Annotated in this window: 12 protein-coding genes; 10 read left to right on the forward strand and 2 right to left on the reverse strand. The window is 65.3% G+C overall.

Going from position 1 to position 14,060, the window contains the following annotated elements:
* Positions 1–31: 31 nt before the first annotated feature.
* Positions 32–970, reverse strand: a complete 939-nt coding sequence (locus tag AC07VH_RS14580) for a LysR family transcriptional regulator (protein ID WP_034754583.1) — start codon at positions 968–970, stop codon at positions 32–34.
* A gap of 131 nt (positions 971–1,101) precedes the next feature.
* Here AC07VH_RS14580 and AC07VH_RS14585 point away from each other — a divergent pair, with 131 nt between their 5' ends.
* The 10 genes from AC07VH_RS14585 to AC07VH_RS14630 all read left to right on the forward strand — a co-directional run bounded on the left by AC07VH_RS14585 (position 1,102) and on the right by AC07VH_RS14630 (position 13,072).
* Complete coding sequence (locus tag AC07VH_RS14585) at positions 1,102–2,328, forward strand: urate hydroxylase PuuD (RefSeq protein ID WP_494788454.1); 1,227 nt, start codon at positions 1,102–1,104, stop codon at positions 2,326–2,328.
* Complete coding sequence (locus AC07VH_RS14590) at positions 2,325–3,557, forward strand: M20/M25/M40 family metallo-hydrolase (RefSeq protein ID WP_494788453.1); 1,233 nt, start codon at positions 2,325–2,327, stop codon at positions 3,555–3,557. Before AC07VH_RS14585 ends, AC07VH_RS14590 begins: the two co-directional genes overlap by 4 nt.
* Positions 3,558–3,620: 63 nt before the next feature.
* A complete protein-coding gene (locus AC07VH_RS14595) occupies positions 3,621–4,982 on the forward strand; it encodes an amidase (protein WP_494788452.1) in 1,362 nt (453 codons plus the stop codon).
* 129 nt (positions 4,983–5,111) lie between these two features.
* A complete protein-coding gene (locus tag AC07VH_RS14600; protein ID WP_475414421.1) occupies positions 5,112–6,404 on the forward strand; it encodes a paraquat-inducible protein A in 1,293 nt (430 codons plus the stop codon).
* Positions 6,397–8,037, forward strand: a complete 1,641-nt coding sequence (locus AC07VH_RS14605) for a PqiB family protein (RefSeq protein WP_494788451.1) — start codon at positions 6,397–6,399, stop codon at positions 8,035–8,037. Before AC07VH_RS14600 ends, AC07VH_RS14605 begins: the two co-directional genes overlap by 8 nt.
* Entirely contained in the window at positions 8,034–8,630 is a 597-nt protein-coding gene (locus AC07VH_RS14610; protein ID WP_230538778.1) for a PqiC family protein, read from the forward strand. The genes AC07VH_RS14605 and AC07VH_RS14610 overlap by 4 nt, the downstream gene beginning before the upstream one ends.
* Positions 8,631–8,677: 47 nt before the next feature.
* Positions 8,678–9,082: a DUF2946 domain-containing protein gene (locus tag AC07VH_RS14615; protein ID WP_494788450.1), complete on the forward strand. Its 405-nt coding sequence runs from the start codon at positions 8,678–8,680 to the stop codon at positions 9,080–9,082.
* Between the two features lie 77 nt (positions 9,083–9,159).
* Positions 9,160–11,274, forward strand: a complete 2,115-nt coding sequence (locus AC07VH_RS14620) for a TonB-dependent receptor family protein (protein ID WP_494788449.1) — start codon at positions 9,160–9,162, stop codon at positions 11,272–11,274.
* 8 nt (positions 11,275–11,282) lie between these two features.
* Positions 11,283–12,623: a PepSY-associated TM helix domain-containing protein gene (locus tag AC07VH_RS14625; RefSeq protein WP_494788448.1), complete on the forward strand. Its 1,341-nt coding sequence runs from the start codon at positions 11,283–11,285 to the stop codon at positions 12,621–12,623.
* Positions 12,624–12,679: 56 nt separating this feature from the next.
* Complete coding sequence (locus AC07VH_RS14630) at positions 12,680–13,072, forward strand: hypothetical protein (protein ID WP_475414416.1); 393 nt, start codon at positions 12,680–12,682, stop codon at positions 13,070–13,072.
* On the opposite strand, the gene AC07VH_RS14635 is transcribed toward AC07VH_RS14630, so the two are convergent.
* A complete protein-coding gene (locus AC07VH_RS14635) occupies positions 13,064–13,990 on the reverse strand; it encodes a LysR family transcriptional regulator (RefSeq protein ID WP_494788447.1) in 927 nt (308 codons plus the stop codon). The two genes, AC07VH_RS14630 and AC07VH_RS14635, sit on opposite strands and share 9 nt — an antisense overlap.
* Between the last annotated feature and the right edge of the window lie 70 nt (positions 13,991–14,060).

Below are 14,060 nucleotides of genomic sequence, written 5' to 3' on the forward strand. Positions count from 1 at the left end.
TGCCTCCATTATATGCGCGTGCTGATAGCGGCTATCGCTGCACCAGCGCCTTGGCGGCCGCGCTGACCTGGTCGCGCAGCCATTTGTGTTCGGGCGCCTGGTGCACGCGCTGGTGCCACAGCTGGTAAAAGCGCATGGGCGGGAATTTCAAAGGCACGGTATATGTTTTCAGCGGCAGGGTCTTTTCATAGAAGCGCATGAATTGCCGGCCCGTGGTGAGCACCAGGTCCGTCTGCGTCAGCATGTAGGGGATCAGGCCGAAATACGCCGACTCCACCACCACGTTGCGCTGCAGGTTTTGCCGTTCGAGGAAGGAATCGATCACGCCGTGGTAGCCGGGCATCATCTGCGACGGCGCCACGTGGGGCAGGCTCAGATAATCGTCGAGCGTCATGGCGTCGCTGGCGGTGCGGCGCGCATAGGCGTTTTCCGCATGCATGGCGCAGATGATGGGGTCTTCGAACAGCTTCGAGATGTGCAGGTGGGCGGGCGGCTCGTCCCAGTTGGCGATCACCAGGTCCAGGCCACCGTCGGAGAGCTGGCGGATATGGTCGATGCCCGGCCCCAGGCTGTGCAGCACGACGCGGCTTTTCGGCGAACCGCGGCGCAGCAGGGCCACGACGTTGGGCAGGAACTGGCTGTCCAGGTAGTCGGGCGCGGCGATATGGAAGGTGCGCGCCTCTTCCTGCGCCACGAACGGCGTCTTCTTGACGAACAGGCTTTCCGTCTGGTCGAGGATGCGCTTGGCCGGATTGAGCAGGCTTTCGCCATGCTGGGTCGGCACCATGCCGCGCGCGCCGCGCACGAGCAGCGGGTCGCCCGTCAGTTCGCGCAGCTTGCGCAGGGAGGCGGAAATCGAGGGCTGCGGCTGATTGAGTTTCAGTGCCACGCGCGAGACATTCTTTTCCACCAGCAGCAGGTAGAGGATGCGGATCAGGTGCAGGTCGAGGTGTTGCGGCAGGCTGGACATGTGGCGGCGCCTCTGTTGTATATCGATTTGAATATGTCAAATATACGATATTTTTCATGTGATGGGCGGTAAATCCGTTTATCTTGTGTAGATTGGCACGAATATGGGTTCGGTCTGACTAGAGGAAATTTATGGAAGTATTTGCCTACCTGATTCCGTACGGCCTGGAGTGGCTGAACCTGATCGTCCGCTGGCTGCACGTCATCACGGGCATCGCCTGGATCGGTGCTTCCTTTTATTTCGTCTGGCTCGACAATTCAATACGTCCGCCCGCGTCCGGCTCCGAGCTGGCGAAGAAGGGCGTGTCGGGAGAATTGTGGGCCGTGCATGGCGGCGGCTTCTACAACCCGCAAAAATACCTGGTGGCGCCGGCCGAACTGCCGAAGGAGCTGCACTGGTTCAAGTGGGAAGCGTATTCCACCTGGCTGTCCGGTTTTGCGCTGCTGACCATCGCCTATTATTTCAATGCCCAGGCCATGATGATCGACAAGGCCGTGGCCGATATCTCCAGCGGCCAGGCCGTCGGCATCGGCATCGCCACCCTGGTCATCGGCTGGACCGTGTACGACCTGCTGTGCCGCTCGAAGCTTGCGCAATATGAACTGTGGTTCGGCGTGACGGTGTTCGCGCTGATCGTCGGCGCCGCGTACGTGCTCACGCATTTGCTCAGCGGGCGCGCCGCCTACATCCACGTGGGCGCCATGATCGGCACCATCATGGTGGCCAATGTACTGATGCTGATCATTCCCGGCCAGCGCAAGATGGTCGAGGCCATGGCTGCCGGCAAGCTGCCCGACCCGAAGCACGGACTGAAGGCCAAGCAGCGCAGCGTGCATAACAATTATTTTACCTTGCCCGTGCTGTTCATCATGATCAGCAACCACTACGCGATGACTTACCGCAACGACCACGCGTGGCTGGTGCTGGCGCTGATCATGGCGGCCGGCGTCTTCATCCGCCACTTCTTCAACCTGCGCCACAAGGGCCGCGTCGAGTGGCGCTACCCGGCGCTCGGCGTGGCCTTGCTGGTGGGCGTGGCCGTGGCCATCGCGCCGAAGGCGCCCGTGGCCAGCGCGCCCGTGGCGGACCCCGCCGCCCAGTTCGTGGCCGTGCATGCCATCATCGCCCAGCGCTGCGCCACCTGCCATTCGGCCCAGCCCACGCAGCCGGGCTTCGCCACGGCGCCGGCCGGCATGATGCTGGATAATGAAACGGAGATTCGCCAGCACGCGGCGCAAATCTACAAGCAGGCCATCGAGCTCAAAGCCATGCCGATCGGGAACCTGACCAATATGACGGAGGCCGAGCGCAGCGAATTGGGCGCCTGGCTGCAACAGACCATGCGAGGAGCAAAATGACGACGCACGCGGAAAAAATCACGGCCTGGATCGACGAGCACTTCGACGAGGAGATCGCCTTTTTACAGCAGGTGGTGCGGCAGCCGACGGATACGCCGCCCGGCAATAATGCGCCGCATGCGGAGCTGGTGGCGCAGCTGCTGCAGGCGTATGGCTGGAACGCCGAAAAGCACGCCGTGCCTGCCGATCAGGTGGCAGCCTACGGCATGCAGAGCATCACCAACCTGATCGTGCGCCGCCCGTATGCGGCAGGCGGGCCGACGGTGGCCCTGAATGCGCATGGCGACGTGGTGCCGCCCGGCGACAACTGGACGTATCCGCCATATGGCGGCCAGATCGACGGCGGCTATATCTACGGCCGCGCGACGGCCGTCTCGAAAGGCGATTTCGCCACCTATGTGTTTGCCGCGCGCGCGCTCGAAGCGCTGGGCATTCCATTGAAGGGGCAGCTGGAACTGCATTTTACCTACGACGAAGAATTCGGCGGCTTGCTGGGGCCGGGCTGGCTGCTGGAACAGCAATTGACGAAGCCCGATTTCGTCATCGCGGCCGGTTTCAGCTACGGCATCGTCACGGCGCACAACGCCTGCCTGCAGCTGGAAATCACCGTGCACGGCAAGTCGGGCCACGGCTCCATGCCGGAAACGGGCCACGATGCGCTGCAGGCGGCCAACAAGATCCTCAACGCCATCTATGGCCAGCTGCCGGAGCTGAAAAAGATCAAATCGAACGTGGCGGGCATCGACTCGCCCACCATGCTGGTGGGCCGCATCGACGGCGGCACGAATACGAATGTGGTGCCGGGCAAGGTCGTCATGAAGATGGACCGCCGCATGATTCCGGAGGAAGATCCGGTGGTGGTGGAAGCGCAGGTGCGCGCCCTGATCGAGGACGCCGTGCGCGGCGAGCCCGGCATCCGCATCGAGATCCGCCGCCTGCTGCTGTCGCATGCGCTGCGGCCCTTGCCCGGTTCCGGGCAGCTGGTCGGCAGCCTGCAAAAGAATGCGCAAGCCATCCTTGGCGAAACGATTCCCGCCGTCGGCACCCCTCTGTATGCGGATGCGCGCCTGTATGGCGAGCGGGGCATCCCGGCCGTGCTGTATGGCGCCGGCCCGCGCACGGTGCCCGAATCGAACGCGAAGAAGGCCGACGAACGCCTGGCGCTCGACGATTTGCGCAAGGCCAGCAAGATCGTCGCCCTGACCCTGCTCGACTTCCTGGCCGCCTGACTGGACCGCGACCATGCCGCTGGCATCCGGTAAGATGCATGCCTGGGAAATCGGGGAGGCAGCATGGATTTGACTGGCAAGAAGACGATAAGGGAACTGGCGGCCGACCTGGCCGCCGGCCGCATCACCAGCGTGGCACTGACGGAGCAGATGCTGGCGCGCGCCGAGGCGCACCGGGCGCAGGGCGGCCATGCCTATGTCAGTCTTGATGGCGAACAGGCGCTGATGGAAGCCCGCGCCAGCGACGCGGCGCGCGTCGCCGGCATCATTGCCTCGCCCCTGGCCGGCGTGCCCATTTCGATCAAGGACCTGTTCGACGTCAAGGGACAGGTCAGCAGCGCCGCCTCGCTGGCGCTGGCCGGCGCGCCGCCCGCCGTGGCCGATGCGCTTGCCGTGGCGCGCCTGCGCGCGGCCGGCGCCGTCCTGCTGGGGCGCACCAACATGAGCGAATTCGCGTTTTCCGGCCTGGGCTTGAATCCCCACTATGGCACGCCGCGCAATCCGCTGGACCGCGAACGGGTCGCGGGCGGCTCGACATCGGGCGGCGCCTTGACGGTGGCGCTGGACATGGCGGCCGGCGCGCTGGGCACGGATACGGGCGGCTCGATCCGCATTCCCTCCGCCTTTTGCGGCCTGACGGGCTTCAAGCCGACGGCCGCTTCCGTGTCGCTGGCCGGCACCGTGCCCCTGTCGCGCTCCCTCGATTCGGCCGGCCCCATCGCGCGCAGCGTCGATTGCTGCGCCATTTTGTACGCAGCGCTGTCGGGCCAAGACATTCGCGCGCAGGCGCCGGCACTGAAAGGCTTGCGCTTCGGCTTTACCCTTGACTATGTCGGTACGCACGTGGCGCCGCAGGTGCAGCGGGCGTTCGATGCCGCGCTGGACAAACTGCGGCAAGCCGGCGCCCTGGTGGAACGGTTCGATTTTCCCGAATTGCTGGAACTGCCAACAATCAATGGCGGCGGTGGCCTGGTGGCGGCGGAAGCCTGGCACTGGCACAGGGCGTTACTGGAAGAGAAGGGCGCGCAGTACGACCAGCGCGTGGCGGCGCGCATCCGCCGCGGCCAGCAGCAGGGCGCGTTTGACTACATCGACTTGCTCGACGCGCGTGCGCGCCTGATCGCCGTCGCCGGGCAGCGTCTGGCGCCGTTCGACGCCTGGCTGATGCCCAGCGTGGCTATCCTGGCGCCGCAGCTCGCGCCGCTGGAAGCGGACGACGCCACTTTTTTTGCCACGAACGGCCTGGTGCTGCGCAATGCCAGCGTGATCAACTTCCTCGACGGCTGCGCGCTGTCGCTGCCTTGCCATGCCGACGGCGAGCTGCCCGTGGGCCTGGGCATCTGCGGCCTGGCCGGCGCCGACGATACGGTGCTGCAAATCGGCCGCGCCGTGGAGGCGCTGCTACGGAGGAGTGCAAATGAATAGTGCTGTAGTGCAGGAAGATGCCAATTCTGTCATGATGGCTGGCATTGACATGGGATAGTCGCGCTTCCCCGCGCCGGCAAACTTCACACTGTGCACCGATACGACCTGATTAGCTGTCATGACTGCGGCGTGCTGTACCGCAAACGTCCGCTGCGTCCCCGCGAAAAGGCGCGCTGCATCCGTTGCCGCTCGGTGCTGTACCGGGGCGCCCACGCGCGCGGCGCATCGGCCGAATTGAGCAAGGTGGTGGCGCTCACCCTGGGCGCCGCCTTTGTCTTCCTGATCGCCCAGTTTTTCCCCATCGTCGAACTCGACGTCAATGGCCTCACTTCCAGCGCCACCTTGCTCGGTTCCATCCGCGTGCTGTGGTACGAGCAGATGCACATCGTGGCCACGATGGTCTTCCTGTTTACCATCCTCTTTCCCGCCATCGAACTCGGTTCGCTGCTGTATGTGGCACTGGGCTTGCGCGGCGGCGTCAAGGTGCCGGGCTTTAACCGGGTGCTGCGCGCCGTGCAGACGGCGCGCGAGTGGGGCATGACGGAGGTGCTGATGATCGGCATCCTGATCACCGTCGTCAAGATGACCAGCCTGGCCACGGTGCTGCCGCAACCTGGCCTGTTCGCATTTGGCGCGCTCACCGTGCTGCTGGCCATCGTCGTCTCGTTCGACCCGAAGGCCCTGTGGAACCTGGGCGACGACCTGACCCGGCAAGCGCTGCCCGGCATCCGTTACAAGGCCTTCGCGCCCGGTGAAAAGGTGGTGCCCTGCCATGCCTGCGGCCTGGTGGCGCCGCCCTTGGGCAAGGGCAGGCATCTGGCGTGCGTGCGCTGCGGCACGGCCCTGCACGTGCGCAAACCGGACAGCATCAACCGCACCTGGGCCTTGCTGATCGCCGCCATGATCCTCTACATTCCCGCCAACCTGCTGCCCGTGATGGTCACGCAATCGCTGTTCGGCGCGCAGGACGACACCATCATGAGCGGCGTGGTGCTGTTCTGGACCAGCGGCTCGAAGGGCCTGGCCATCATCATTTTCATCGCCAGCGTGGTCGTGCCGATGCTCAAGCTGGGCGTGCTGGCGCTGCTGGCGTTCACGGCGCAGCGGCGTTCGCGCTGGCGGCCGCGCCAGCGCACCATCTTGTACCGCATGGTCGAATTCATCGGCCGCTGGTCCATGCTCGACATCTTTGTCGTCACCCTGACGGTGGCGCTGGTGCGCTTCAAGTCGCTGGCCGTGATCACGGCCGGTCCCGGCGCGCTGGCCTTTGGCGCCGTGGTGGTGCTGACCATGCTGGCGGCGATGCAGTTCGACCCGCGCCTGATCTGGGATCCCGTCGACGGGCAGGTGCCTGGCGAGGAAGAACCCGTGGTGGTGGCAAATACCGGAAACAATACAGTGATTGGAGAACAGCATGTCTGACAAAGAAGCGGGCGGTCTTGCCGAAAAGGGCGGCCAGGGCGTCCCCCCGTTGCCGGAACCCGATGTGGAACAGGGCAGCCGCTGGCTGCCGTCGCTGGTGTGGCTCATTCCGCTGCTGGCCGCGCTGATCGGCGCCGGCCTGGCCGCCAAGTCCATCCTCGACCAGGGACCCACGGTGACGGTCAGCTTCAAGAGCGCCGAAGGCCTGGAGCCGGGCAAGACCAAGGTCAAGTACAAGGATGTCGACATCGGCCAGGTGCGCGCCATCACCCTGGGCGACGACTTGAGCAAGGTCCTCGTGACGATCGACATGAGCAAGGAAGCGCGCCGCTTCGCCACCGCCGATTCGCGCTTCTGGGTGGTGCGGCCGCAGATCGGCGCCAGCGGCGTGACGGGCCTGGGCACCTTGCTGTCGGGCGCCTACATCGGCGTCGACACGGGCAAGTCGGAACAGAAGAAGGAGAACTTCATCGGCATGGAGAGTCCGCCCGCCGTGGCAGGGGACCAGAAGGGCAAGCTGTACACGCTGCATGCGGACAGCCTCGGCTCCGTCGACGTGGGCTCGCCCCTGTTCTTCCACCGCCTGAGGGTGGGCAAGGTGGTCAGCTTCGCGCTGGACAAGGATGGCAACGGCATCACCATGTCGGTCTTCGTGAATGCGCCGTACGACCAGTTCGTCGGCAAGGATGCGCGCTGGTGGCATGCCAGCGGCGTCGACGTGCGCCTCGATTCCAACGGCTTCAAATTGAATACGCAATCGCTGGCCGCCATGCTGGTGGGCGGCATCGCCTTCGAGGCGGAAAACGGCCGCAAGCCCGTCGAACCGGCGCCGGCCGGCACCAATTACCGCCTGGCGGCCGACGAGGCGAGCGCCATGCGCGAGCCCGATGGCGAGGCCATCACCACCGTATTCTATTTCGACCAGTCCCTGCGCGGCTTGCAGCCCGGCGCCACGGTGGATTTCCGCGGCATCGTGCTGGGCGAGGTGCGCTCGGTCGGCATCGAGTTCGACCCCGTGAAGAAGAACTTCCGCATGCCCGTCACCGTCAATCTGTACCCGGCCCGCCTGGGCATGCGCTTCAAGGCGGCCGTCGACGATGAGGAAGGCTCGGCCGGCCACCAGCTGCTCGAACGCATGGTCAGCCGCGGCTTGCGCGCGCAGCTACGCACGGGCAACCTGCTGACCAGCCAGTTGTATATCGCGCTGGACTTCTTCCCGAAAGCGCCGAAAGTGGCGCTCGATTCGAACAGGTATCCGCTGGAAGTGCCGACCGTGCCGAACACCCTCGATGAATTGCAGACGCAGATCGCCAGCATCGCCCGCAAGCTCGATCAGGTACCGTATGCGGAGATCGGCAATAACCTCAACGCCACGATCAAGCAGGCCAATGTGCTGTTCAAGCAGCTCGACGGCCAGGTGGTGCCGGAAATGCGCGACACTCTGACGGCGGCGAAGCAGACCTTCGGCACGGCCGAACAGGTGCTGCAGAAGGATTCGCCGCTGCAGTCGGACGTGCGCCAGGCCTTGCAGCAGCTGACGCAAACCCTGCAATCGCTCAATGCCCTGTCGGATTACCTGGAACGCCACCCCGAGTCCCTGATCCGCGGTAAAAAAGGAGATGAAAAAAAATGATGAAGCCGATGTTTGCCGCGCTGCTGGCGGCCAGCCTGCTGGGCGCCTGCTCCACGCCCCAGCCCGAGCATTTCTATACGCTCAGCGGCGGCGCCGACGCGCAGCCGGCCAAGCCCGTGAAATACTATGTCGAGGTGCTGGCCGTCAGCGTGCCGCAGCAGGTGAGCCGCAACCAGTTTGTCGTGACGGCGCCGTCGGGGCGCATCGAATTGCTGGAGCAGCAGCGCTGGGCGGGGCCGCTGGCCGGCGAGATCGGCCAGGCCCTGTCGACGGCCGTGACGAACGACCTGGGAGCCATCGACGTGTTCCGCACGCCGCATCCGGACAATCTGCCCGTGTACCGCATCAGCACCAATGTGCAGCGTTTCGAGTCCGTGATGGGCCAGTATGCGCTGATCGATGCCGTGTGGAGCGTGCGCCAGCTAGCCAGCGGCAAGGTGGTCACTTGCCGCACGATCGCCAATGAAAAGGTGGGCGCCGGCTATGATGAACTGGTGCTCGGTCACCGCCGCGCCGTGAACCGCATCGCCGCCGATGCGGCCAGCGTCGTGCGTGCTTTTGACAACGGCAGCGCCGCCTGCCCGGCCGCCTGAGCCGCTTTCCGCTACCCAGTCCCGGCGGCCGCTGGTAAAATGCGGCCATGGGAATGACCTTGTTCACGCGCCGCTTTGCCGCCTGGATCGCCTGTTTCGCGATCCTGCTGGCGGCGCTCGCGCCGTCGATTTCCCAGACCGTCGCCAACGCCAAGCAGGAATCAGGCTCCGGCTGGGCGGAAATCTGCTCGGTGGCCGGCATCCGTTTTGTGCAGCTTGATCCAGCCGATGACGGCGCCGCCGATGGCAAGTCCGGCGGCAAGGCCATGCAGATGGAGCATTGCGCCTTCTGTTCCACGCATGCGGCTTCCGTTGGCCTGCCGCCCACTCCAGTGATGCCGCTGCTTGTGGCCAGCGGCACGGCTATCTTCCCGGCCCTGTACTACCAGTCACCCGCTCCGCTGTTCATCTGGTCCACCGCGCAGTCGCGCGCGCCGCCCGGTCTCATTTAAGTTTTTGCATTTTCAATGCTGGCGCTGTCCACCTTGCGGTGTGACGCGCCGCATCCGCACACTTAAACGAGAATCACATGAACAAGACATTATTGGTGCTGGCCGTCGCCATCGCCCTGGCCTATCCCTGCGCGCAGGCGCAGCAACTTGACCACGCCATCGACACCGTCGTCGTTTCCGGCTCGCGCGCGCAATCGTGGCTGTCCGAGACGCCGCAGGCGATCGGCGTCGTCAACGCCAAGACCCTGGAGCGCGACAAGCCCAGGACCATGGGCGATATCCTCAACCGCGTCGCCGGCGTGTACTGGAACGACCTGGGCAACGAGCAGCACAGCATGAGCATCCGCCAACCCATCGGCACGAATGCCGTCTACCAGTATCTGGAAGACGGCATTCCCATCCGCCCGCTGGGCGTCTTCAACCACAACTCGCTCAACGAGATGAACATGGCGGGCGCCAGCGGCGTGGAAGTGGTAAAGGGCGCCGCCTCGTCGCTGTACGGCAGCAATGCCGTCGGCGGCGCCGTGAATTTCCTCACGGCCGGCGCCAGCGCGACGCCGACGGCCAAGGTGGGCGTGCGGCGCGACAACGTGGGCGGCTTTACCCGCTACGACACATCCGCCAGCGATACCTGGGGGCCGCTGGGACTGCGTTTTTCCCATTACAGCTCGCGCCGCTCGCGCGACAACTGGCAAGAGTACAGCTATGGCGACAAGGATTCGTTCTCGCTGCGCGCCGACTATGCGCTCGGCCCCGCGTCGCAGCTGCGCGCCACCCTCGTGCACACGGATCTCGATGCGGCCATGACTGGCAGCCTGTTCGAGAACGATTACCGCAGCAATCCCGGCAAGAGTCTCAATACATTCACCTACCGCAAGGACAAGACCACGCGCATGAACCTGGCATGGGAGGGCGCGACGACGGCCAATGGCACGAGCACCGTCACCGTGTTTACACGCAAGAACGACCACGGGCAGCTTCCCGCGTATTCCATCGGCAGCTGCGCGGGCATGCTGTGCAAGGGCGTCATCAACAACAACCATGTCGATTCGCTGGGGCTGGACGTGAAACACCAGCAGGAATTCGCGTGGCTGCGTTCGCGCCTGGTCGCCGGCGTGTACGTGGACAGGAGCGACAATCCCTTCGTCAGCGACAATCTCTCCATCGTGCGCGACGTGGCCACGGGCCGCTATCTGCGATACACGCTGGCCAATGCCAGCAATCCGCAGGGCGTGCGCGACTACCAGACGGACATTTTGAACACGGCCGTCTTCGCGCAGTGGGAATGGTCTCCGCTGGCGGGCACGCGCGTGGTGCTGGGCGGACGCTCGGACGCCATCCGCTACGATTACCGCAACAATCTGGCGCCGGGCGGCAGCGTCAATTACGGCGCCCCCGACGAGTCGCGCAGTTTTTCGCACGCGAGCCCGAAGCTGGGCGCCACCTACGCCATCGGCCATGCGGGCAGCGCGTATGCGAACGTCAGCCAGGGCTTCACGCCGCCCGAAGTGAGCCAGCTGTATGGCAAGACGGGCATCGCCGACCTGCAGCCGTCCGTCTACAACAACTATGAACTGGGCCTGCGCTGGGCCTTTTTGCAGGGCCGCTTGAAACTCGACACGGCCCTGTACCGGCTCGACGGGCGCGACACCATCGTCAGCTACACGCTCTCGCCGGGCAACAGCGAAAACCGCAATGCGGGACGCACGCGCAGCGAAGGGCTGGAGCTTGGCCTGAACTACGACAGCGGCCCCTTCGACGCGCGCTTCGCCACGGCCATCGCGCGCCACCGCTACCTGCGCTATCAGGTCTCCAGTACCCTCGATTACAGCGGCCGGACCATGCCGCAGGCGCCGCGCGACATCACCTCTTTCGAGATCGGCTACAAGCCCGTGGCCGGCGCGCGTATCGCACTCGAAGCCGTGCACCAGGGCCGCTACTGGATGAACAATGCCAACACGGTGGAGTATGGCGGCCACGCGCTGCTGAACCTGCGCGCCAGCTATCAGCTCGCGCGCGGCCTGGAAGCGTGGGCACAGGTGCGCAACCTGGCCGATAAACGCTATGCCGATTCGGCCAGCAGCAGCTATGCGGGCACGGGCAGCTATGCGCCGAACAGCCAGAACCAGTACACGCCCGGCGCGCCGCGCAGCGTGATGCTGGGCCTGGCCTATACCTATGGCGGACTGTGAGGATGGCCATGGACGACGCAACTTTTCTTGTCGCACGGCGCAAGAGCCTGTACTGGCGCATCCACTTCTGGGCCGCGCTGATCGCCTCGCCGTTTGCCTTGCTGGCCACCCTGACGGGTATTTTGTACGTCTTCACGCCGCAGATCGAGGCACGGCTGTACCAGCACCTCGATCACGTGGCGCCGCAAGCGTCCATGCTGCCGCTGGACGCCGCCGTGGCGGCAGCGGAGCGGGCGGCCCCGCGTGGCTGGACGGTGCAGCACGTGGTGCCGCCGTTTCAGCAGGACGATGCGGTGCAGGTGGCGTTCGCGCCGCCCGGCGGCGCGCCCGATGAACATGCGGGCCATGGAGGACATGCCGCGCCGGTCAGGCCGGCATTCGGCCTGCCCGCGCAAGCCGTCATCGTCTACGTGAACCCTTACGATGCGCGCGTCTTGGGCCGCCTGGCCAGCGGCGAACGTTTCGGCAACTGGGCCAAGAAGCTGCATTCGCGCCTGCTGCAAAACGATGGCTGGCGCTGGATGATCGAGCTGGCCGCCAGCTGGCTGATGGTGATGCTGGTGACGGGCGTGGTGCTGTGGTGGCCGCGCGGCGCGCAAGCGGGTTTGCCGAAGCGGGGGGCGCGTGGGCGCAACGGCTGGCGCCAGTGGCATGCTTTTCTCGGCGTCGCGCTCGGCATTGTCAGCTTCGTGATCCTGACGACGGGCCTGACGTGGAGCCAGCAGGCGGGCGGGCGCATCCGCGCGCTGCGCGACGTCAGCGGCCAGGCGCCGCCGCCCGTGCCGCGCGGCCTGCATTCGCGCGAGGAGGGCGCTCCACTCGACTGGCAGGATGCGTGGCAAGTGGCGCGCAGCCATGCGCCCGCCATCGCCGTGCAACTGACGGCGCCGGCCAGCCAGGACGATGTGTGGCGCGCCACCATGGCCGACCGCAGCCAGCCCACCCTGCGCTTCGACCTGCAGTTCGACGCCTACAGCGGCAAGCCTTTGTACTATGCGGGCTGGGACGCGCAGACGGCGTTCGGCAAGGCCACCGCCATCGGCATCCCGTTCCACCGCGGCGAATTCGGCTGGTGGAACCAGGCCTTGCTGCTGCTGTTCGGCGCCAGCGTGCTGTTCTCGCTGGTATCGGGCTGGCTGATGTTCTTCAAGCGCCGCTTGCCAGGCTCGCTGGGCTTGCCCAAGTTGCTGCCCGGCGCCTGGACCTCGCCGTCCGCGCTGGCCTGGCTGGTGGCGGCCGGCATGTGCGCCCTGATGCCGCTGCTGCTCGTGTCGGGCTGTATGCTGATGCTGCTGGAACTGGGGCTGGCAAAATGTGGGCCGCGTGTCGGCCGGATGTGGCTGCGCTAGAATAGGGGGCGCGGCCAGGCTCGTTGCCAAGGGCCGCCCCTTTGCCTTGGCTGAACATGATATTCATCGACTTCCCCGCCCTGTCCACGCTGGCCGCCGCGTCGGCAGGCGTCACGCAAAAATGCAGCTGCTGCGCCGTCCCGCTCGATGCCTGGCAGCGTCTTCCCACCTCGCTGGAGCTGGACCGCTTTGAAGAAATCGGCACCCTGCGCGAAGACCCGTACGAGGAACCGACGTTTGCCGAATTCCACCCGCACGGCACGCGCTACGACAGCGCTGACGCGCCCATCGCGCCGCGCTATTATCCCGCGAACCTGAGCCAGGTGGCCCGCTGCCTGGACTGCGGCCGCCACTACCTGCGCTATAACGAGGCGGGCGGCTATTTCACGGAGCTGCGCATCCGCGCGCTGCGCCCGGCATTGCTGGCCGACGCGCCGCTGTCAGCGTGAGGGCGACAGGCTTTCCTTGACGTGCGCGATGCCGTGTTCATCGTAGATCGAATACACGGCGGCGAGGAGATTTTCCAGTTCCGGCGAGCGGTCCATATGCCGCATGCTGAATAAAATGGGCGAGAACGCATGCTTGTCGTCCAGCTTGCGGTACACGACGTTCCGGTGATGCATGGCTTGTACGCTTTCCGGCACGATGGAAATGCCCTGGCCGGCCGCCACCAGTCCCATGGAAATCTGCAGCTCCCGCACTTCCGTGACGGGACCGGGCGTGACATTGCCTTCGCTGAACATGGCCAGCACCTGGTCGGCAAAGCTGGGGCGGGGTGCTTTCGGATACACGAGCAGGGTTTCATGCACCAGCTCCGTCAGGCGCAATCCGCCTTCCCCCTTGGCCAGCCGGTGGCCGGGCGGGAGCGCGACCACCAGCCGCTCTTCGCGCAGCAGGATGCGGCGGATGCTGGGGTCTTCGCTTTTCAAGCGCCCGAAGCCCACGTCGATGCGGCCTTCCTTCAGGGCCTTCAACTGCTGCACCGTCGTCATTTCATGCAGGGTCACGTCGACCTCGGGATGGCACTCGCAAAAGCGGTGCACGATGTCGGGCAATTCGCCATACAGCGTCGAGGCGACGAAGCCGATCGACAGGGTGCGTTCCAGCTTGCCCACGCGCTGCGTCATCGCCTGCAGGTCGCGCACCTGGTCGAGCAGGGGCCGCGCATGGGCGAGGAAAAACTCGCCCGCTTCCGTCAGCCGCAGTGGCCGCGAGCCCTTTTCGATCAGCGCCACGCCCAGGGTTTCTTCCAGCTGCTGCATCTGGCGGCTCAGCGGCGGCTGCGCGATATGCAGGCGCGCGGCGGCCCGCGTGAAGTTCCTTTCCTCTGCGACCGCAACGAAGTAGCGCAAGTGCCGTAATTCCATCTTCATACCTTTCAGGTATAGGTTTGATACCAACTCGGTGTTGGACGTGGGGACATTCGGGGAATATCGT

Source organism: Janthinobacterium sp. GW821-FHT03C10, from assembly GCF_059420865.1.

Excerpts from the sequence above, each read along its gene's own strand:
- AC07VH_RS14580 (WP_034754583.1), bottom strand. The coding sequence starts at position 970 with ATGTCCAGCCTGCCGCAACACCTCGACCTGCACCTGATCCGCATCCTC.
- AC07VH_RS14585 (WP_494788454.1), top strand. The coding sequence starts at position 1,102 with ATGGAAGTATTTGCCTACCTGATTCCGTACGGCCTGGAGTGGCTGAAC.
- AC07VH_RS14590 (WP_494788453.1), top strand. The coding sequence starts at position 2,325 with ATGACGACGCACGCGGAAAAAATCACGGCCTGGATCGACGAGCACTTC.
- AC07VH_RS14595 (WP_494788452.1), top strand. The coding sequence starts at position 3,621 with ATGGATTTGACTGGCAAGAAGACGATAAGGGAACTGGCGGCCGACCTG.
- AC07VH_RS14605 (WP_494788451.1), top strand. The coding sequence starts at position 6,397 with ATGTCTGACAAAGAAGCGGGCGGTCTTGCCGAAAAGGGCGGCCAGGGC.
- AC07VH_RS14610 (WP_230538778.1), top strand. The coding sequence starts at position 8,034 with ATGATGAAGCCGATGTTTGCCGCGCTGCTGGCGGCCAGCCTGCTGGGC.
- AC07VH_RS14615 (WP_494788450.1), top strand. The coding sequence starts at position 8,678 with ATGGGAATGACCTTGTTCACGCGCCGCTTTGCCGCCTGGATCGCCTGT.
- AC07VH_RS14620 (WP_494788449.1), top strand. The coding sequence starts at position 9,160 with ATGAACAAGACATTATTGGTGCTGGCCGTCGCCATCGCCCTGGCCTAT.
- AC07VH_RS14625 (WP_494788448.1), top strand. The coding sequence starts at position 11,283 with ATGGACGACGCAACTTTTCTTGTCGCACGGCGCAAGAGCCTGTACTGG.
- AC07VH_RS14630 (WP_475414416.1), top strand. The coding sequence starts at position 12,680 with ATGATATTCATCGACTTCCCCGCCCTGTCCACGCTGGCCGCCGCGTCG.
- AC07VH_RS14635 (WP_494788447.1), bottom strand. The coding sequence starts at position 13,990 with ATGGAATTACGGCACTTGCGCTACTTCGTTGCGGTCGCAGAGGAAAGG.